The sequence below is a fragment of the Chondromyces apiculatus DSM 436 genome, from assembly GCF_000601485.1.
Lineage (GTDB): Bacteria > Myxococcota_A > Polyangia > Polyangiales > Polyangiaceae > Chondromyces > Chondromyces apiculatus.
The window spans coordinates 163,509-183,800 of sequence record NZ_ASRX01000002.1 but is presented as its reverse complement, the minus strand read 5'-3'; the positions used below and the strand labels follow the sequence as shown (position 1 = coordinate 183,800).

At 70.5% G+C, this 20,292-nt stretch carries 16 protein-coding genes; 11 read left to right on the top strand and 5 right to left on the bottom strand.

All coding sequences use genetic code 11. From position 1 onward, the window contains the following. Positions 1-4 precede the first annotated feature (4 nt). The 4 genes from CAP_RS47330 to CAP_RS01020 all read left to right on the top strand — a co-directional run bounded on the left by CAP_RS47330 (position 5) and on the right by CAP_RS01020 (position 3,873). Complete coding sequence (locus tag CAP_RS47330; protein ID WP_052373915.1) at positions 5-958, top strand: DoxX family protein; 954 nt, start codon at positions 5-7, stop codon at positions 956-958. A 181-nt stretch (positions 959-1,139) separates the two neighbouring features. Then, complete coding sequence (locus CAP_RS01030; RefSeq protein ID WP_044234981.1) at positions 1,140-1,700, top strand: hypothetical protein; 561 nt, start codon at positions 1,140-1,142, stop codon at positions 1,698-1,700. A 10-nt stretch (positions 1,701-1,710) separates the two neighbouring features. Next, positions 1,711-2,256: a hypothetical protein gene (locus CAP_RS01025; RefSeq protein ID WP_156040377.1), complete on the top strand. Its 546-nt coding sequence runs from the start codon at positions 1,711-1,713 to the stop codon at positions 2,254-2,256. 594 nt (positions 2,257-2,850) lie between these two features. Then, the gene (locus tag CAP_RS01020) at positions 2,851-3,873 is read left to right on the top strand and encodes a PAS domain-containing protein (RefSeq protein ID WP_044234977.1); all 1,023 of its coding nucleotides are present in this window, start codon (positions 2,851-2,853) and stop codon (positions 3,871-3,873) included. Positions 3,874-3,994: 121 nt separating this feature from the next. On the opposite strand, the gene CAP_RS01015 is transcribed toward CAP_RS01020, so the two are convergent. Then, on the bottom strand, positions 3,995-5,347 hold the full coding sequence (locus tag CAP_RS01015) for an RCC1 domain-containing protein (protein ID WP_197040934.1): 1,353 nt from the start codon (positions 5,345-5,347) through the stop codon (positions 3,995-3,997). 161 nt (positions 5,348-5,508) lie between these two features. Between CAP_RS01015 and CAP_RS01010 the strand changes: the two genes are divergently transcribed. From CAP_RS01010 to CAP_RS00985, 6 genes are all read left to right on the top strand, one after another. Next, positions 5,509-5,964, top strand: coding sequence for a hypothetical protein (locus tag CAP_RS01010; protein WP_044234975.1), 456 nt, complete (start codon positions 5,509-5,511; stop codon positions 5,962-5,964). Positions 5,965-5,966: 2 nt separating this feature from the next. After that, entirely contained in the window at positions 5,967-7,355 is a 1,389-nt protein-coding gene (locus CAP_RS01005; RefSeq protein WP_052373913.1) for a hypothetical protein, read from the top strand. 3 nt (positions 7,356-7,358) lie between these two features. After that, on the top strand, positions 7,359-8,873 hold the full coding sequence (locus tag CAP_RS01000; RefSeq protein WP_044234973.1) for a VWA domain-containing protein: 1,515 nt from the start codon (positions 7,359-7,361) through the stop codon (positions 8,871-8,873). Positions 8,874-8,905: 32 nt separating this feature from the next. Continuing rightward, positions 8,906-10,051, top strand: a complete 1,146-nt coding sequence (locus CAP_RS00995; RefSeq protein WP_044234971.1) for an ATP-binding protein — start codon at positions 8,906-8,908, stop codon at positions 10,049-10,051. 16 nt (positions 10,052-10,067) lie between these two features. Further along, positions 10,068-13,223, top strand: coding sequence for a DUF5682 family protein (locus CAP_RS00990; protein ID WP_052373912.1), 3,156 nt, complete (start codon positions 10,068-10,070; stop codon positions 13,221-13,223). Between the two features lie 92 nt (positions 13,224-13,315). Continuing rightward, positions 13,316-14,077 (top strand): hypothetical protein, encoded by a 762-nt coding sequence (locus CAP_RS00985; protein ID WP_044234969.1) that lies wholly within the window; start codon positions 13,316-13,318, stop codon positions 14,075-14,077. Positions 14,078-14,168: 91 nt separating this feature from the next. Here the strand turns inward: CAP_RS00985 and CAP_RS00980 are convergent, their stop codons facing one another. The 4 genes from CAP_RS00980 to CAP_RS43425 form a co-directional block, all read right to left on the bottom strand. Beyond that, complete coding sequence (locus CAP_RS00980; protein ID WP_044234967.1) at positions 14,169-15,314, bottom strand: THUMP domain-containing class I SAM-dependent RNA methyltransferase; 1,146 nt, start codon at positions 15,312-15,314, stop codon at positions 14,169-14,171. Positions 15,315-15,529: 215 nt separating this feature from the next. Beyond that, entirely contained in the window at positions 15,530-16,432 is a 903-nt protein-coding gene (locus tag CAP_RS00975) for an OmpA family protein (protein ID WP_044234965.1), read from the bottom strand. A 27-nt stretch (positions 16,433-16,459) separates the two neighbouring features. Continuing rightward, complete coding sequence (locus CAP_RS00970) at positions 16,460-16,843, bottom strand: DUF4398 domain-containing protein (protein ID WP_081864426.1); 384 nt, start codon at positions 16,841-16,843, stop codon at positions 16,460-16,462. Between the two features lie 398 nt (positions 16,844-17,241). Then, complete coding sequence (locus tag CAP_RS43425) at positions 17,242-19,287, bottom strand: serine/threonine-protein kinase (RefSeq protein ID WP_052373910.1); 2,046 nt, start codon at positions 19,285-19,287, stop codon at positions 17,242-17,244. A 391-nt stretch (positions 19,288-19,678) separates the two neighbouring features. Between CAP_RS43425 and CAP_RS00960 the strand changes: the two genes are divergently transcribed. Beyond that, the gene (locus CAP_RS00960; RefSeq protein WP_231511014.1) at positions 19,679-20,251 is read left to right on the top strand and encodes a GNAT family N-acetyltransferase; all 573 of its coding nucleotides are present in this window, start codon (positions 19,679-19,681) and stop codon (positions 20,249-20,251) included. The last annotated feature ends 41 nt before the right edge of the window (positions 20,252-20,292 follow it).

The window sequence follows — 20,292 nt, the reverse complement described above, 5'->3', positions numbered from 1 at the left end:
AGGGATGCAGCGGGTCCGCTTCGAGCGTCACGAGGGCAGCGGCTTCCCCTTGCGGGTGGTGTTTCCGGACGGCTCCTGGCTGGGGGTCAACCGCGAGCACCAGGGTCTGCACACCGGCGACGCGCACGGGCGGATCACCCAGCTCCTCGGGGCCGACCAGTTCAAGGCGGTGAGCCCCCGGCAGTTCGCGGCGGCCTACCGGAAAGCCTTCGGACACTCCATCCGGATGCACGCCACCACGGCGACGGTGCCGCGCGAGAGCGCCGTGCCCACCGCGCGCGAGCACCACACGCCCGAGGACCGCGAGAGCGCCGTGCCCGGGAAATACAGCGCCTTGCCGGTGCGGCTCGGCCCCGTGCACGCCCGCGATCACGACAGGCACGCGCACGACGGCAGCGCCCCTCAGGGCTTCAGGCCTGCGGGCAGCGCGCGCCACCACGCCGAGCCGCACCTGCGGGATCCCTTCGCGGACCACGCCACCGTGCCCGCGTACGCCCCGGCCCCCGCGCAGAGCCCCCTGCGCGCGCTGTTCTACCCGGACCCGGCGCGGAGCGGCTCTCTCGGCCTCCTGCTGATGCGCGTCGGCGCGGGCATGCTGCTCGTCCCCCACGGCATGCACAAGCTGGTGGACGGCGCCCGGAGCATGGCCGAGGGGCTCGCGGTGCGCGGCATGCCAGCGCCGTTCGTGCTTGCCGTGTGCGCGACGCTGGCCGAGTCCGTGGGCGGGGTGCTCATCGTGCTGGGCCTCCTCACCCGACCCGCCGCGGCCTCGGCCTGCATCACCATGCTCGTCGCCTGGTCAACCATGCACCTCGGCGAGGCGCAGTTCCTCGGCACCGGGAAGGGCACACCCTTCGAGTACCCGGTGCTGCTGTCGGTGCTCTTCCTGGCGCTCGCCGTGGCTGGACCGGGGAAGTACTCGCTCGACGCGCTCATCTTCGGGCGGCGACAGCGCTGATCGCTGCAGCCGGGATGGGCGCCTGTGCCCGGTGCGTTTCAGGATCATGAGCCATCCGACGAGGTGCCGCTTCTTTGCCCTGTCTCTGCGGCGCGCCGTACGCTCTGCGCGAACGATTCCACCGCACGAGGCGTGTCCGGGCTCCGGTGAGCGGGCAGGATGCGCGGGAGCCCGTCCATCCATGAAGTTTGCGAGCCTCTCGGCCACGCTGGCCACGATGCTCTTCGCCGTGGTGTCTCTGCCGGCCTGCTCGGAGATGAGCGGCGTGCAGGAGGAGATCCTCAGTGAGCGCGGCGGCTTCACCGAGCCCGAGGTCCGGCTGGCCGGCGCGGACGAGGGGGACTACTGCGCGGCCGAGGTGCTGCGCCTCCGGTACGACGGCGCGTTCGACACGCTGCGGGTGGCCGACGCGCGCGCGCTGATGAACTGCTGCGGGCAGCGGAGCCTGCGGGTGGAGCGCGCGGGGGGGCCCATTGGCGGGTCGGTGGAGATCACCGTGCGGGATGAGCCGGATCCTGCCCTGGGGCGGTGCGAGCCGGGATGCGCGTACGACGCGGCGGTGGGGGTGATCGCGGCGCCGATGGGGCCGGTCATGGTGCGGGTGCTGCGGGATGTCACGGATGTGCAGGGGGGGCCGAAGCTCCTCTGGCAGGGGGAGTATGATCCCGCGACGACGGGGCCGCTCTCGGTGGTGCTCGATGAACAGCCTGCCGCGGCGAGCTGCGGCGCGGCTGCGCTCTGAAGGACGCGGCGTGCCCGACACGGATCTCTTCTACCTTCCCGGCTCGCGTGCCCGTGGGTGGACGCTCGTGGCCGGATGCGTGCTCGCGGGGTGGCTCGCGCCAGGTGTCGCGGCGGCCGACGTGCTGCCGCCGCTGACGCCGGAGTGCCCGCAAGGATCTGTCGCCCGGAAGGATCACACCGGGACTTACTGCGAGCCGACCACCTGCGATCCGGACCAGGGATGCGGCAAGGAGCAGAGCTGCCGCCGGGTCGCGATGTGCGTGGAGACGGAGCGCTACCACCCGCTGCGCGCAGGCGCGGGCGAGCAGCTCCGCCGGATCGCGCGCGGGCCGTGCGAGGCTGACGGGAGCTGCACGCGGCCGGCGGTGTGCGAGTCGACGCCGCGGTGCGTGCCCGGCGCGTCGGCGACAGGGTGGCGCTCGAAGGTGGGCTGCGCGGTGGCGCCGGTCGGCGCGGTCGATGCCGACGGATGCGGGGGGCTCGCCCTGGGAGGCGTGCTCGCCCTGATGGCGGCAGCACGAAAACGACGGCGCCAGCAAGACGCTGGGATGTGAGGCGAGGTGGCCGGCATCACGCTGGCCCGCGCCTTTGAGCCACAAGGCTAGGTCGCCTGACCTGCCCGAGTGAGTCAGCCGACCTATCGGACGGGGTCACTCGACCTATCGAGCAGGGTCGATCGACCCATCGGACAAGGTCGATCGACCTATCGGACAGGGTCCCTCGACCTATCCCACAGGGTCGATCGACCCATCGGACAAGGTCGATCGACCCATCGAGCAGGGTCCCCTCACCTATCGGGCAGGGTCCCTCGACCTATCGGGCAGGGTCCCTCGACCCATCGAGCGCGGTCCCCTCACCTATCGGGCAGGGTCACTCGACCTATCGGGCAGGGTCACTCGACCTATCGGGCAGGGTCCCTCGACCCATCGCACGGGGTCGATCGACCTATCGGGCAGGGTCACTCGACCCATCGGGCAGGGTCACTCGACCCATCGGGCAGGGTCACTCGACCCATCGCGCGGGGTCCTCCTACCCACCGGAGGGGGTCCTCTCTCCCATCGGACGAGATCCTCCTACCTCTCTGGGTCTGTGTCCTCCCACACGGTCAAGCGCAGGTACGGTGCGCGGGCGTGATACTCACAGGAGTCGTGAGCGACGAGAGGGAGATCGCTGCGCTGCGCGCGGAGAACCTGCAGTTGCGCGAACGGCTGGCGCAGCGCGAGCGAGATCTCGATGAGGCGCGGCGCTCCAGCGAGTGCCACGGGCAGCGCGCGGACACGCTGGAGGAGGTTCTCCGGGCGGTGCCGGACCTGTTCTTCCAGGTGGCGCGCGACGGCACCATCCTCCGCTGCATCATCCGGCCCTCGGATGACTTCTACATGCCGCCCGAGGAGTTCATGGGCAAGCCGATGCAGGACATCCTGCCGCCGCACCTCGGCAAGCAGTTCGTCGAGGCGCTGACGAAGGTGAACGCCTCGGGGGAGGCCGGGAAGGTCGAGTACGAGCTGCCCATGCAGGGCGTGCCCCGCTGGTATGAAGGCCGCTTCATCCCCATCGAGCGCGGGGAGGTCGTGGTGGTGGTCCGGGACATCACCGAGCAGCGGCAGGATCGGGAAGCGCTGCGCCTCCTGAACACCGAGCTGGAAGCGCGGGTCGAGGAGCGCACCGTGGCGCTGGAGGCCGCGTCCGAGCAGCGCCTCGCGCTCCAGCGGCAGGTCATCGACGCCCAGCGGGCCTCGCTCCATGCGCTCTCCACGCCCCTCGTGCCCATCGCGCGCCGGGTGGTCGCGGTGCCGCTCATCGGAGACATCGGGCCGGAGCGCGCAGCGCAGCTTCTCGAGACCATCCTCGCGGGGGTGCAAGCGCGGGGCGTCGCCGTGGTGCTGCTCGACGTCACGGGGGTGCCGAGCCTCGACGCGGCGGCGGCCGAGGGGGTGGTGCGGGTCTCGCGGGCGGTGGCGCTGCTCGGCGCGGAGCTCATCCTCACCGGGATCGGGCCCGAGGTGGCGCGGATGCTCGTGAGCATGGGCGCTGCGCTCGGGGGGCTCCGCACGATGAGCAGCCTTGAACAAGGCATCGCCCACGCCCTGGGGCGCGTGGACCTGGGAGCCACGGACGTTTCGAGAGGAGAGCGCGATCGACAGCGGGTCGGAGGGCGCGCGAGGACGTAGGGCCTGGAGTGCCGGACGCCACCGGACGCCACCGGACGCCACCGGACGCCACTGGACGCCACCGGACGCCACTGGACCGGCGACGGGAGGTTCTGGAGGCACGCCCAAGGCCGGGTGGCCTTCACCAGCGCAGGGGTGTGGGGGTCGGGCGGGCGAGCTTGCTGCCGTCGCCGAGCTGGCCCGAGGTGTTGGAGCCCCAGCAGCGCACGTCACCGGCGGTGGTGAGGAAGCAGGCGTGGCCTTCGCCCGAGGCGATGTGGGCGACGCCGCTCTCCTCCACCACCTCGATCCCGTCGCCGCGCTTGCAGCTCACGGCGCCCTCGGTCCCGCGCATGCAGTGGCCGTCGATCTCCGCGACGCTGCTGCCGCCGGACAGGGGCTTCGGAGAGGGTCCGAGCACCTGCTCGCCGAGCCTGCCCCAGCACACCACGCGGGCGTCGCGGAGGAGCGCGCAGGTGGAGGTGGGGCCGGCGTCGATGGCGACGGCGGTGGAGATGCCCTTCACGGGGACGGGGCGCGGGCGCGCCTCGGTGGTGCCGTCGCCGAGCTGGCCCGCGGCGTTGGCGCCCCAGCAGGCCACCTTGCCTTCCTTGCCGAGCGCGCAGGCGTGCGTGCCGCCCACGGTGACCGCGGTGATGCCCGCGAGGCCAGGGACTGCGGAGGCCGTGCGACCTTGACCGACGGGCGCGGCGTCGGCGACGGCTGCCGCGGAGGACGTGGGCTGCGCGGATGCTGTCGGCTGCGCGGTCCCTGTCGGCTGCGCGGATGCTGTCGGCTGCGCGGTCCCTGTCGGCTGCGCGGTCCCTGTCGGCTGCGCGGACGGCGAGGGTGGTGCGGATGCTGTCGGCTGCGCGGAGGGCGTCGAGGGCTCGGCGAGCGCGCCCCAGCAGCGCACCGAGCCGTCCTTCAGGGCGGCGCACGTGGCCGAGGCGCCAGCGGCGATGGTGGTGGCGCCGGCGAGGCCCTGCACGGCGACGGGGTGGTAACGGTCCTCGGTGGTGCCGTCGCCGAGCTGCCCGCCTTCGTTCGCGCCCCAGCAGCGCGCGGTGCCGTCCTTCAGGCGTGCGCAGGAGTGCTCGGCGCCGAGCGCGAGGTCCTCGGCGTCGGTGAGGTCGAGGACGCGGGTGGGCAGGGTGCGGGTGGGCATGTTGAGCGTGGGCTCGCCCCACCCGAGCTGACCGTGGTCGTTGTTGCCCCAGCACCACACGGTCCCCGCGGCGAGCCGCGCGCACGTGTGATGGCCGCCGGCGGCGAGGCGGTCGACGCGGTGGTCCGCGGGGGGAGGTGGGGTCAGGCGGTCGGCGATGCCGGAGCCGGGGGGAGGTGGGGTGCCGGGGGGGCCGGCTGACGGAGGTGCGCCGGAGGGCAGCGCGGTCGGTGTGGCCTCCGACGGCCCCGCCCCGCTCCCGCACGCGGCCTGCGCGAGCAATGCCAGGGTGATGCAGCAGCCTCGCCACCTTGCAATGGACGTCACGGTCGCTGATTGACCGCGGTTCGGACCGCGCCGCAAGAGGAACATTCCAGCGGTGGTGCGGGACGAAATGCGTCCTAGTCAGCGGTGAGGGGCATTGAACTCATCAGTCGCGACCGATAACGTCGCCGTCCATGACTGCTGCCGCCACGTCGCGCAGGAGCGTGATCAGACCGCCGTCCCTCGCCCGCCCCCGCAAGGTCGACAAGGTGCCCTTCGTCGAGCTCTATGCCGGCCGGCTCCAGGGTGTCGTCTCCAGCGGCTCTGACGAGGACCGGGTGTACGTGTCCTACTTCGAGAGCGGCAGCGGGAACTTCTTCTGCAGCACCAACAACAACCGCCCTTGCGGAGGCCTGCGGGGCAGCCCGTGCAAGCATCTGCAGGCGCTCATGACCGAGGCGGTGCTGCAGTACGGGGCGCCGCGGCTCATCAACTACCTGAGCCTCGGCGCGGATCCGGCGACTGCCAGGGCAGCGTACGACCTGCTTCGCTTCATCAAGGGTGGGCCGCACAAGGTGGAGGCTGGAATGGTCTTCAGCCGGTTCCTCACCTACCTGCACCACGTCGGCTTGCCGTCGACGACCTTGCCCATCCCCGAAATGAACTGGTTCGTTCGGTAGCCATGCCCCTCACCGACCTCACCACCCCGCCGGCCGCCGCTGCCGAAGCTGCGGCGCTCCTCGATCGGCTCGATCAGTCCTTTTCGGGGGGCTTCGCGCGCCTCCACGGAGAGCACCTCGACGCGCTCGCCTCGCTCGGGCGTGCCTTCTCGGGCACCCCGCTCGCGGGCGCGCTCGGCGAGGCGCTCGAAGGCATCAGCCGCAGCGAGTTTCTGGACCGGCACTTCCTGGTGCTTGCCGCGGCGCGCGCGGCCTTGCAGGGCGCGCAGCACGATGCGCTCGCGGCGCAGGCGGCGGGGGCGCTCGGGCGCGCGGTGGCGAAGCCGGAGGAGATCCCGGCGAGCGCCGTGCAGGCGGTGCCGCCCCAGATCGAGGTGTGGCTGGAGAGCGTGCGCCACTGGCTGATGGAGCTGGGGCTCGCGGGCTTTGCGAACCTCGACGTGAACACCTTGCTGCCGTTCCAGGCGACGCTCGATCAGGTCGAGTCGGAGCCGCGGCTCGGCAGGCACGCGGCGCTGCTCGGGGGGTTCCTCGACGAGCTGCTCACGGTCTTTCCCGCGCGAGGGACCCCGGAGTTCCCGCTCTTCCGCTGGGCCGACCTGTGGTCACGCGCGATGGTGCTCTCGGCCCGCGCGCCTGCGCCTGCCCATACCTACACCGTGAGCGGTGAGCTGCGCATCCTCGGGGCCGACCTTCGCCAGCACGAGACCTTTGCGACCCTCGTCGCCTTTGGTTCCTTGCGCGAGAAGGGGAAGCCTGCGCGCCTCGTGCGCGCCACCATCAGCGCCTTCAAGGTCGACGTCATCCAGGGCGAGGAGCTCGGGCCCCTGCTCGCGGACGCGGGTGCGACGCTGCTCGATGGGCTCGCGCAGTCGAAGGCCCTGCAGCTCAGCGACATGGCCCTCACGGCCACCGGGGACCTGCTCTGGAGCGACAAGGCTGCCAAGCTCGGGGCGGCGTTCGATCCGCTCGCCGAGGCCGCCGAGGTGCTGAAGGCGGCGCCGGCGGCGCGCCCCTCGCTTGCCGCGGCGGATCGCCACCCTGCCCTGCTGGAGGAGCTGGTCTACCTCGCGGGCTACAAGGTGGGCGGCAAGGAGGAAGCGCTGACGATCACCGTCGATGGGGCCACGCTCCCGCTCGATCACGACCGCTTCCCCGAGACTGACGATCTGGCGCTGATCGAGGTCAAGGCCTGCTCCGAGATGGTGGCGCTGCTCCGCTTCGATGCGGATCGCTGGACCCTGCAGCCCCTGCTCGTGGGGGGTGGCGCCAAGAAGAAGCCGAAGTTCATTGGCGCGAGCCTTGGCGGAGGCAAGGGGAAGAAGTCGAAGCTCGGCGCCCTCTCCACCCTCAAGGAGCGCTCCAGCAAGCTGCTCCGCAAGAAGAGCTGACCGATGAGCGACGACGCCTCCGATCCGCTCGTCCAGAAAGCGCGCCAGGCTCTCTACTGGCGCCTCCTGGGTGGCATCTTCAACCAGGGTGAGGTGGCGCCCAACCTGGAGGGCATTGCCGAGGGGCTCGCTGACCAGGCGAGTTTGCCGCGCGTGCTCCTCGACTCCGAGACGAGCATCGAGAGCATCGTGCAGCGCTTCCCCGAGCTGCGTCCCGACTTCGAGCGTCCCCTCCCCGGCTTCGAGCCCCCGGCCGAAGACACCAGCACCGACGACGACGCTGACGACGCTGACGACGCTGACGACGACGCCGATAGCGGCACCTCCGCCGCAGCCCCGCCACCACCTGCCCGCAGGGTAGCGACCACCGGGAGCGTAGGGGGCGGAGCCCCCTCACCCGCACCGGCCGTGCCGGAGGTCGTGAGGAGGACGCTGGTCACGTCGAAGTTGCTGCTCAATGCTTTCGGGCCGACCACGCAGGCGCCCAAGGTGTCGGCGACGCAGTACAACCAGTGGACGAAGGATGTCGGCTGGCTTGAGCGGTCGCTCGGGCTTGCGCCGGGGGCGCTGCGGGGACAGGCGCGGGGTGGGGGTGGGGCGGGCACGGGGGAGGCGACGCGGCCGCCCATCGGGGATGACGAGCTGCGGGCGGGGCTGCAGAGCATTGAAGCGGACATGATCCATCGCATGGATCTGCGCGAGGTGCTTCAGGACCGCGCGCTGGCGGAGAAGCTCACGCCGTCCATGGCGCTTGTCGAGCAGCTCCTCTGGGACAAGGACAACCTCTCCAAGGAGGCGCTCGCCAATGCCAAGCGCCTCATCAAGAAGTTTGTCGACGAGCTGGCCAAGGTGCTCAAGCTCCAGGTGCGCAAGGCGATTACCAAGACCAAGGACGACTCGGTCCCGCCGCGGCGCATCTTCAGGAACCTCGACCTCAAGCGCACGGTCTGGAAGAACCTCACCAACTGGGATCCTGAGCGGCGCAAGCTCTACGTCGATCGCCTCTACTACAACAGCACGTCCAAGAAGAGCCTCCCGACCCGGCTCATTGTCCTCGTCGACCAGTCGGGGTCGATGACGGCGGCCATGGTGCAGACCACCATCCTCGCGTCCATTTTTGCGGGGCTGCCGAATGTCATCGTCCACCTCTTCGCGTATGACACCCGCGTCATCGACCTGACGCCGTGGGTGGATGACCCGGTGGAGACCTTGCTCCGCACCAAGCTTGGAGGGGGCACGGACATGCGGGTTGCGCTCGACGCGGCGGAGCCCTTCATCGACTCGCCGGCGCACACTGCGATCGTGGTGATCAGCGATTACTACGACAGCAGCGACTTCTTCAGCGTCCTCAAGCGCTGGAAGGAGTCGGGGTGCCGGCTCATCCCGGTCGGGTCGCTCCAGACGGGCGGCTACTTCTCCGTGGATGCGGACTATCGCGAACGTTTCAAGGAGCTTGGCACGCCGATCTTGAATGGCAGCCCCAAGAAGCTCATCGAGCAGATCAAGAAAATGCTGTAGCCCCGGCGCGCCGGGATGATGCGGGAGAGACGATGGCAACCAGCACGGTAGCGGCGACCAGCGACGACAAGCTCCGCCTTCCAGCGGAAGAGAAGTACGCCGAAGAGCTCAAGTACCTCGCGTCTGTGGACAAGGGGCAAAAGCCTTTTTCCTGGCGCCTCAGCCCGCGGATGATCCGCACCTTCATCCTCGGCGCGACGCCTGCCGACAAGCTCGACAGGCCCATCGCCCAGAAGTTCTTCGGCGACACCTCGCTTGTCGAGAGGGCCATCGTCACCCTCGCCTCGGACCGGGGGTTGCTGCTCATTGGCGACCCGGGCACGGGCAAGAGCTGGCTTGCGGAGCTGCTGGCTGCGGCGCTCTGTGGCAACTCCACCCACGTCGTCCAGGGCACGGCGGGCACCACCGAGGATCACATCAAGTACTCCTGGAACGTGGCGATGGTCATCGCCTCGGGCCAGTCGCATGACTCGCTGATCCCCTCGCCGATCATGACGGCGATGAAGCGTGGCGAGATTGGCCGCTTCGAGGAGCTGACCCGGTGCGGCTCCGACGTGCAGGACGCGCTCATCTCCATCCTCTCGGAGAAGTACGTCTCCATCCCCGAGCTGCGCACCGGGGACAACGTGGTCTTCGCCAAGCCTGGCTTCAGCATGATCGCCACTGCGAACAGCCGGGATCGGGGGGTCAATGACCTCTCCACGGCGCTCAAGCGCCGCTTCAACTTCGTCACCATTCCCATCGTCACGAACAAGAAGTCGGAGAAGGAGATCGTCCTCTTCCGTACCCGTGAGCTGATGGCGCGCAACCAGATCCAGCTCGACGTTCCCCCGACGCTGCTCGACATCCTCTTGCAGACCTTCGCGGATCTCCGGGAGACGGCGGCGAATGCGTCGAACGAGGATCAGAAGCTGGAGTCGTCGCTCTCCACGGCCGAGCAGATTGGCGTCCTGGAGGATGCCATCCTGCACAGCCGCTTCTTCGGCTCGCAGGAGCTGGGCGCCGACACCCTGGCGCGCTCGGTGGTGGGCACCCTGGTCCGGCGCGTTCCGGAGGACGTCTCGATCATGAACAAGTTCTGGCACGCGGTGGTCGAGCCGGGGGCCAAGAAGAAGAAGGACAAGTCCTGGGAGTCCTTCACCGACGGCGGCAAGAACGCCCTCGCGAGCTTCAAGTAGCGGCCGGCGGCGTCCCATGGCCAAGAAGATCGAGCAGCTCACTGCGGACCCCTCGCTGAGCGCGCTGCGCGACCAGCTCGTCGCGGCGGCCCAGGCCTTCACCGACAGCGCGCAGTCGGTCGGTGACCTCTTGCGGGCGATGGTGGACGACGTCGAGCGCGCCGCTGCCGAGCCGCTGGAGATCTTCCCGGTCAAGCACCACTCGCCGGCGTCGGCGCTGCACATGAGCCAGCGGCTCAGGGCGCGGCCGCCGAAGGTCATCTTCATGGAGGGGTGTGAGGATCTCACCGCTGCGCTGAAGGGCCTGGAGCACTGCAAGTTCCCGGTGGCGCTCCAGGCGTTTGCGCCGGAGGCTCCGGAGTTCCCGCCCGACTGGACGCCGCTCAACCTGGTCCTGCCGCTCACGGAGTTCTCCGCGGAGTACCAGGCCATCGCGTTCTGCATGGAGCACCCGGAGACCAAGCTGGTCTTCGTGGATCGCTCGGCGGATCACGTCTTCCAGTGGAGCCCCCGTGACAAGCTGCCTGGGGCGGAGGATGCGGAGACGGACGACGGTGGCGCGGACGCGGACTCGAACTCCGAGGACGAGGGCGCGGAGGCCAAGGACACCCAGAACCTCCACGGTGGCGCGGTGGGGCTCCGCATTGGCGCGATGGAGCCGACCTTCGGCGACTTCCTGGAGGTGCTGCTGAGGAATGCGCGGGTGAGCCACTACAGCGAGTGGTGGAGCCAGTACGTGGAGGGGCCGACGCTCGGGGCCGACTACGCCACGTACCGCCACGTGCTCTTCCTCGTGGCGAGCTTGCTCCGGCGCGTGGGCTCGCGGGCCAAGGACCAGGGCGAGAACGAGCAGCGCGAGCGGTACATGTGGTCGCGCATGCGGCAGTGGCTGCGCGAGAAGAAGGTGGACGCGAAGGATGCGATCCACGTCTGTGGCGCGATCCATGCGGTGAGCCCCATCCCCGAGTTCGGGGTGAACGCGACGACGGAGTGGGAGGTACCGCCGCGCACCAAGACCGCGTGGCTCTACGGCGTCGTGCCCTCCAGCTATGCGGCCATCGAGCACCAGTTCGGGCTGCCGTCGGGCGAGATCGCCATCGCGCGGCAGACCTGGGAGAAGGGGCACAAAGCGATCGGCGTCGAGCCCTTCCTGATCAAGGCGCCCAGCAAGCACCTGGCTCCCACCAGGCCCACCAAGAAGACCGCAGCGACGGCCGCAGCGACGCCCGCGACGACGTCAAAAAAACCTGCCCCCGGAACCACCTCTCAAGGGGTAGCGACCATCGGGAGCGTAGGGGGCTCCGCCCCCTCACCCGCACCGGCCGGGCCGGCGGCCGGGCCGGTGGCCGGCCCGGCGGGGGTCAGGCTCCATGACTTGCTGATGCGGCCGCCTTCGTTCGTCGAAGGGGATGACGAGCAGCTCATGGGGTGGTGCGTGGAGGTGGTGCGCCTCGCTCGCAAGAATGGGTATCTGTCGTCGACGGCGGACACCATTGCCATCCTCCACACCTCGTATCTCCTCGCGCGCTTGCGCGACCGCGCCCATCCCTCGCCGTATGACTTTCGCGAGGCGGCCATCACCTGTCTCGAGAAGAACCGCGTTCCTGGCAAGCGGAACATCGCGCGGATTTGCGACATCCTCCTCGGGGGCGACAAGCTCGGGCAGGTCGGGTACGAGTCGCTCCCGCCGCTCGCGCAGGACGTCTACGACAGGCTCGCCGTCCTCGGTGTGAACCTCAAGGCCAGCCAGATCCAGCGTGCCCTGCTCGACTTCACGGCGCGGCCGGATCAGCTCCCCGCCTCTGACCTGCTCTGGCGGCTGCGCTACCTCGGCGTCCCCGTGGTGCCTGTCATGGGGGAGCGCAACCTCGGCACGAAGCCCAAGCAGGAGTCGTGGGACATCTCGATCGGCAAGAGCCAGCACTCGCTGATCCAGCTCGGTTACGAGGGCATCACCGTCGAGCAGGTCCTGGAGAAGCGCCTCAAGGTCAAGGCGTTCGCGCAGAACGCGCGCACGGTGAATGCTCTGGAGGCGGCCGAGGACAGCGTCATTTACCTGAAGAGTGGACGCCTCGCGCGCGAGCTGGGCTTGCGCGCGGTGGAGCTGCTCAAGGCGGAGGCGGGCGGCGCGGATGCGCCCGAGATCTTCCAGCGCGTGCGGCGGCTCGTGCACTACTACCGCACGGTCGGGCTCCCGGACTGGATCAAGGAGTTCGTCGCCACGGGCTACCAGCATTACTCCACGCTGCTGCCCGAAGCGTTCACGGACCGGGGGGTCACGCCCCAGCAGCTCGCGGCGATGCTCGCGTTCATCTTCACCCAGGAGGCGCTCGCGTTCTCCGTGGGGTGCCAGCGCAGCCAGCTCCTCATCTCGGTGCAGCAGGCAGCGCCCGAGGATGCTCCGAAGCGCGCGCTGCTGTGGGCCGCCCAGTGGGTGCTCCTCCTCAAGAGCGAGGATGAGCTGCGGCAGGAGTTCACCCACCTCCTCTCGCAGCCGCTGCTCCTCCCGGTCTTTCCAGAGTACGTGGCGGGGTTCCTGCTCGCGCTGGAGTTCACCCCGCGCATCACCCGCCTCTGCGTGGAGCTGATGACGCGCGCCTTCTCCGAGCTGCCGGAGGAGGTGCTGGTGCCCTGGCTGCCGAAGCTCGTGGTCGCGCTCCGGCCGCTCGGGCCCGGGGTGATGAGCACCCTGGTGAAGGAGGCGGGGCTCGCGTTCCCGCGCGTGGCGAAGGAGCTGTCGGGCTGGCAGTTCCCCTGGGAGCGCCAGGCCAAGACCGCGGCGAAGCCGGCGCCTGGGCCCACTGCGGCGGGCGGGGCGGCGGTGCCCGAGCCTCCGGGAGGCGCGGCGGCTCCCGCGCCGACGGGGCCTGCGCTCTCGCCTGCCGAGGCGAGCATTGCAGCGATGCTGCGCGCGCATCCCGAACCGCTCGACGGCATCGCCGCGCGGCTCGGGATCGACGGGCGCTGGGCGGCGGCAGGTGCCGTGAGCGCTGGAGGTGCTGCGGGCCCCACGACGGGCGACGCGGCGCAGCAGGGCGCAGCGGGGGAGGTGTCGCAAGATGCTGCGTCCGCGACGGCGGGGGCCACCGAGGATGTGCACGAGACTGCGCGGGTCCTCGTCGACCATCCGGAGGCCGTGAGGGCGCTGGCTGCCTGGATCGGCGTCGCCTGAGAGACGGCGACCGTCGATCCAGGCCGTGGCTCCTGGTAGCATCCGCGGCCATCCCTCAGGCGTCATCGCGGTCATCTTCCTGGAGCAGCAGCATGCGGCCTCGGCTCGTCGTCGCCTTCGCGACCCTCATGGCCCTCGCGGCCTGCATGAACGACTTCGATCGGTTCGACTCGACCTCGGGTGATTCCACCACCACCACCACAGGTCCCGGCGGGGGCGGCGGCAGCACCTCGTCGAGCACCGCGACGACCACCAGCAGCGGCGGCGGGACGGCGGTGGGGGGCGGGGGGAGCGGCGGCTCCGGCGGGTCGCCGGTGGAGCCGGAGACGGAGTGTCACGACGGCGATGACAACGACGACGACGGGCTGACCGACTGCAGGGATCCGGACTGCGCCGGGCCGAGCTGCGCCGAGGTCTGCGATGACGGTGTCGACAACGATGGGAACGGCGACGTCGACTGCGACGACATGCTCTGCGCCTTCTCCTCGGCGTGCGAAGAGGACTGCACCAACGACCAGGACGACGACGGGGACGGCCTGACCGACTGCGAGGACTTCGGCTGCTACGACTCGGGGGACTGTGACGAGAGCTGCTTCAACCCCAACGCCGACGACAACGGCAACGGCCTCTCCGGCTGCGCGGACTTCCACTGCTTCGAGTTCGGCGGGTGTCCCGAGTTCTGCACCAACAACCAGGACGACGACGGGGATGGCATGACCGACTGTGAGGACTACCGCTGCTGGGATCACCCTGCGTGCGAGGAAGACTGCACGGACGGCGTCGACGACAACGACAACGGCACCATCGACTGCCAGGACTTCTCGTGCATGGAGGCGGATGCCTGCAGGCCTTGAGAGGCCACGCAGGACCGCCGGCGTGGGTCGCTGCGCGGAGGCGCCCGCAGCGCCCCTCCGGTGAGCTGTCCCGGGCTCAGGGCCCGCAGGATCAAGGGATGTCGTAGGTGAGCAGGCGGCACTCGATGTCGCCGTTCCAGACTGCCAGGGAGCGGGGGCGGGGGGCGGGGGGCTCCGGGAGGCGTTGCTCCATGGCCCGCTCGATGTCGGGGGTGCCGGAGAGGAGCGCGACCCGGTGGCCGTGGAGGCGGCGGAGGGCGCGGGCCATGTCGCGGTAGAGGTCGCGGGTGCCCGGCAGGCGCTCGTTGTAGGGGGGGTTGAGGATCACGTGACCTGGCGGATCGGTGGGGCCGAGGTCCTCCACGCGCGCCTTGTGGACCGACACCTCCACCCCTGCGGCTCTGGCGTTCTCGCGCGTGAACGCGACCATGGCGGCGTCGCTGTCGCTGGCGAGGATGGGGGGGGCCGAGGTGCGCACCCGTCCCCGCGCGGCCTCCCGGATCTCTGCCATGCGGCGCGCGGCGGCCTCGTCGTGGCATCCCCAGCGCTCGAACCCGAACTGCCGTTCCTCGCCGTCCGTGGCGAGCAGGCCGGGGGCGATGTGGCGTGCCCAGAGGGCTGCCTCGATGGCGATGGTGCCCGAGCCGCACATCGGGTCCACGAGCGGGCGCTCCCTGTCCCAGCCCGAAAGCCGGAGCAGCGCCGCGGCGAGCGTCTCCTTCAGGGGCGCCTCTCCCGCCATGCTGCGGAAGCCACGCCGGTGGAGCGAGGCCCCGCCGAGGTCGAGGTAGACCGTGGCCCGGTCGCGGACGAGGTGGACGAAGATGAGGACGTCGGGGTCGTCGCGGTCCACGCTCGGGCGCGCCCCGTGGCGCTGGCGGAGCTGGTCGACCACGGCGTCCTTGGTCTTCTGGGCGATGTACTGGGTGTGGGTGAGGGCGCTGGAGCGGCAGGCGGCGCGCACGGCGAGGGTGCGCGAGGGGTCGAGGAACCGGGTCCAGTCGATGCCCTGCACGCCCTCGTAGAGCGCGCCCTCGTGCGGGGCGTCGAAGCTACCCAGCTCGGTGAGCACCCTGAGGGCGCAGCGCAGCTCGAAGCAGGCCCGGAAGCCCTCGTCCAGGGCGCCGGTGAAGTGGACGCCTCCCCGGTCGGCCCGCACGCCGCGGAAGCGAAGCTCGCGCAGCTCGTCCCGGATCGCGGGCTCGGTGCCCTTGGCGGCAGTGGCGAAGAAGTCCATCGGGCCCGGGTTCTAGACCAAGTGCGGGGGCTGCGTCCCCCGAATCAGGGGCATGGGCATCTCCGCGCGTCCCCGCGCGTCCCGGAGGAGAGCCAGGGAGCGAACGCACGAAGGCCCGGCCGCCGACCGGGGACGTTGCCGTCCGGGTCGAGGGTCAGGCCTTGGCTCGGTGCGAGGTCGTGAGGGGTGACCGTGCTCGGGTCACCGCCGCGACGTCAGCGCTTCTCGACCGGCTGAACGATGATCTCCACGCGGCGGTTGTTGGCGCGGCCCTCGGCCGAGTTGTTGTCGGCGACGGGGCGCGACTCGCCGAGGCCGGTGGCGGAGATCATCTCGGCGGGCACGCCGCGAGACACCAGGTAGTCGCGCACGGACTGCGCGCGGTTCTTGCCGAGGACCATGTTGGACTCGTCGGTGCCCTGGGAGTCGGTGTGACCCTCGACGATGATCTTGCGGTCATCCTGGTTCTTGAGGGCATCGGCGACCTGGTCGAGCTTCTGCTGGGCCGCCGGCAAGAGGGCGTACTTGCCGGAGGTGAAGAGGACGCCGCTCGGGATGGTGATGACCGTGCCGCGCTGCTCTTCCTTCACGGCGAGCGCCGAGGCGACGGCGAGCTTGTCCATGGCGTCACGCGCTCGGCGCTCTGCCTCCTCGCGGGCCTTCTTCTCGCTGGCCAGCTCGGCCTGGGTCTTGTTCAGCGCGCCCTGGGTCGCCGCCAGGTTGGCCTGAGCGGCCTGCATGCCCGCCTGCGCGTTCGCGAGCTGGCGGGTCTGCATCTGGCTCTGGAGCTGTGCGAGCTCCCGATGGGCCTGGTCGCGCTGCGTCGTGGCCTGCGCGGTGTTGCCCTTGGACTCGGCGAGGAGCGCCTTCCGCTCGGCGATGTAGGCGAGATCGCGGGTGCGCTGCGACTCGGCGTCTTCGTTGAAGGCTCCCTCGGCGGCGTTGAGGGCCTGCTTCGCGTCGTGCAGCGGCACGGGCGTGAGCTGCGGCGCCTTGCTCGCCTGGGCACGCTCATAGGCGGCCCGCGCGTTCACGAGCTCCTGGGGCGGCTGCGCTGCCGCGCACCCACCCAGACAGAACCCCAACCCCAGCACCAGTGCGCTTCGGCTCCACTTCATGGTCGTATCCTTCCTAGGTCCTTGAGCTCATTTCATCTGGTTGCGGAGCTGGGACACCTGTCCCATCACCTGCGCAGCGTCGGTCCGGGCCTTGCTCTCGCGTGCCAGCGACAGCGCCAGCTCCGCGTCCGACTGGGCGCGCTTCAGGAGCCGGTCCGCCGTCTCGTTGTCGTCCTCGGCCATGGCAGCCTTGGCCTTGGCGATGCCTTCCTCGGCGAGGCGCAGCTCGAGCGATGCCTGAGGCACGCGCTCCGCACCGACCTCACGGGCACCGCGAACCGCAGCCTCTGTGGAAGCCATCTGTTCCGTGGGCGCGGGCAGGCTTGCACAGCCGGCTGCGAGCGGAACGAACAGCGCGAGCATTGCTACTGATTTCATGCGTTCTTTCCCCTTGTCGATCAGGGTCAGCAAGCCCCTTGCCTAGGCACGGCGACGCGCGGTGGCGCGTCCTCGTTCCTGGGCACCGAGGTCCCAATCACTGGTTGATAAGATGTTCGAGGCGGGCCTCCGTTGCTCGCGGTTTCAGGCGTTCTTTGTGCCTCGGGCGCGCCCGTACGCGCTTCATCAACGTCCTTCACGGCGCTGCGCTGCGCCCCTGCTGCCGCAGAATCTGCGGGCCTGGATCAAGGCGAAGATGCACTCCAGACAGGCGGCGACGCGCAGCCCTGCAAGCGCGATCGCGACGCCGTTGCCTGGCCTCGCGCCGCGCACGGCAGGAGATCTCGGGCGCTGTCGCAGGCGGCGGAGATCAGGCCCGAAGGCCGAGGATCCAGGGAGGACTGGTCGCTGACAGCAGAGACGTACGCGGGTCAGCGAAGCACGAAGAGATAGACGATCACGAGGATGGCGGTGATCACCATGCCGGCCATGAACCCGATGAGGAGGCCCACGCGGCCGCTGAGCAGCCCACCGCCCGTCGAGGGCTGGGGGCCGGAGAACTGCGCCATGTCGTTGACCGTGGGCGGCAGGACGGGGGCCTGTGGGGGGATGGGGAGGGTGCCTGTCGGGCGGGGTACGGGGGTCCCGAAGGTGCCGCCGGAGCCGTAGTTGTCGCGCGGCGGGGCAGGGTTCGGGCCGGTCCCCGCGGGCTGGTTGATGCGTACCGTCTTTAGCACCTGGGGCGAGACGGCCGCGGCCGGCACGCCACGCCCGGATCGGGCGAGCATGTCGGTGGGGTCCGACGAGGGTCCGGCGTGCCCGTGCCGGGCGCCGGCAGCCGGGATCTGGACCTGGACCTCGGGGCGCTTCTCCGGGACCGGCGGCTTGATCCCGAACTCCTCGGCCGAGCGGAGGGTGGACTTCACCTCGCGGACGCCGGGCCTCTGGGCGCCAGCGGCGAAGTCCAGGTCGGGTGAGGAGTCGCTGGCGGTGCGGATCAAGGTCACCGCGCGATCCTCGTCAGGGTCGTCGTCGCGCAGGTCCCCGGGCAAGCGCGCCCCGGCGCGGGGTACACCAGGGAGCACCGAGGCCGTGGGCCACCCGGCCGAAGGTGCCTGCTCCGCCATGGGGCGCGGCCTGGTCGCGATGGCGTCTTCGGTGCGGGGAGCGGCAGGCGGCGCGGCGCTGCGATCATGCTCCAGCGTCTGGATGTCGTCGCTGCTCGGGTACGACTGCCGCACCTGGAGGGGGTCGTTCAGGAGGACCTGGGGGAGCGTGCCGATCTCGGCTGCGGTGGAGACCAGGGTCTTCGCCGATTCGAGCGACTCCTCGTCCGAGTACGGTTCGTTGGACGAGGCCACCAGCGCGGCGAGGGGCCCCGGCGGGCGCGCAGGGGTCGGGGCCTGGGGCATGAGCGCTGGCTGGATCTGGACGCGCGGGGTGGCCGCCAGGCCCGCGATGGGGGTCGCAGGAGGGGTGTCTTCGAGGGCAGCGCCGATGACGCGCGCCTCTTCGCGGGGCCACCTCGAGCTGATCTGGCGGCGCGAGATGGGGCCAGTGACGAGGGAGGCGTCGGAGAGCATGGGGAGCAGCTTGCGCAGCGAGGCGCCGAGGTGGCGCGCGGTCTGGTGCCGCTCCGCAGGGCGCTTGGCGAGCGCCTTCTGGATGAGGGCGTCGAGCCGAGGATCGAGGCCCGGCGCGAAGGCGGCGGCGGAGGGGATGGGGGCGTGGATGTGGAGCGAGGCGGTGTGGAACGGGGTGTCGCCTTCGAAGGGCAGCCGGCCCGTGACGAGCTGGAAGAGCAGCACGCCGCACGTGTAGATGTCGGAGCGGGTGTCGACCGGGAGGAGGCCGCACTGCTCGGGCGACATGTACGCGGGGGTGCCCACGATCTGGCCGACGCGGGTGATCGCCGAAGGGGGGCCGTCCGCGGAGTCGATGGGTCCGGACTCCTCGATTTCCTCCACTTCGAGCAGCTTGGCGATGCCGAAGTCGAGGACCTTCACGCGCTCGCCCTGGGGCACGCGCACGTCGGGGATGACCATGATGTTCTCGGGCTTCAGGTCGCGGTGGATGATGCCCATCTCGTGGGCGACCTGGAGGACGTCGCAGACCTCGGCCAGGATGCGCGCGGCGCGCGCCTGAGGGAGCACGCCGTACAGTTCGAGGAGCTGGTAGAGGTCGTGCCCGTCGAGGAGCTCCATCACGATGTAGCTGAGGTTTCCCTCGGTGCCGTACTCGTAGATGGTGACGGAGCTCGGGTGCTTCACGACCGAGGCGGCCTTGGCCTCGCGCTGGAAGCGGCGCACGAAGGCGCGGTCGGCGCAGAGGTCGGCGTTCATGATCTTGACCGCCACCTGGCGCGGCTCGATGTCGCGCTCCCCCACGTAGACCGCGGCCATGCCCCCTTCGCCGAGGAGCCGCTTGACGGTGATGCGTCCGGCGATCTTGCGGCCGATGATCCCTTCGTGCCTCATGCGACGGTCCTCCCTCCACGGCCCGGGGCTCCGCCAAACGGGTCGGCCGACCCGGCCCAGGGCGCTGCGAGGAGGGAAAGGTCCACGTCGCGACCATAGCAAAGAACAGCTCGGCGCACGACCTGGGGAGAGGTGGTCACAGGCCGTCCCCATCCTGGCCATGGACTGGCCACGGAGGCGCGAGGTTCCCCGGAAAACCCGGCCAGGAGCGACGCGGAGGAGCGACGTGCACGAGGACCGGACGCCTGGCGAGGTGCTCTCCGCGGGCAGGCGGTGACGCTCGGGGGCACGGCCACGGAAAGAGCAGGGCGCGACGGTCCCCAGATCCGGGGCCCGCGGGACTACCATGCGGCGCATGCAGCGCCTGCATCCCCCAAACGAGCTGGACACGGTGGCGCCGGTTCTGCCCGCCACGAAAGAGCACGTGCGCGCCTTCACCGCCTTCGTCCTGGAGCACGCGGCGGAGTCCGGGCAGGACGGCATGCCTCCCCATGCGTTGCAGCCCGATCGATCCGGCGAGGAGGTGGAGGCAGTGGCGCTCGAGCGCTGGTCGCGGCCGCTCACGAGCCCGAGGTGGGGGCGCGCGTGGCTGCTGTGGTCTGGCCCGCTTCCTGCGGCAGGGCCGGCAGGGTTTCACGATCCGGGGGCGCGGGTGGTCGGGCACGTGGAGCTTCAGGGAGGGCGCATCGGCGCGGAGCTGCACCGGGCGACGCTGGGCATCGGGCTGCTGTCGGCTTACCGGGGGCAGGGCCACGGGCGACGCTTGATGCAGGCGGCCATCGACTGGGCACGGGGCGAGGCCGGGCTGGATCACGTCGATCTCGGGGTCTTCGTGGGCAACGACCGGGCAAAGCGGCTCTACGTGAGCATGGGGTTCGTGGAGATCGGGGTGCGCCACGATGCCTTCCGGGTGGATGGCCGCTCGGTGGACGACATCGAGATGACCCTGGCGCTCAGGGCATGAGCGGGGGCGGAAAGGGGTTATGCTGCCCGCGCTCCGTGACC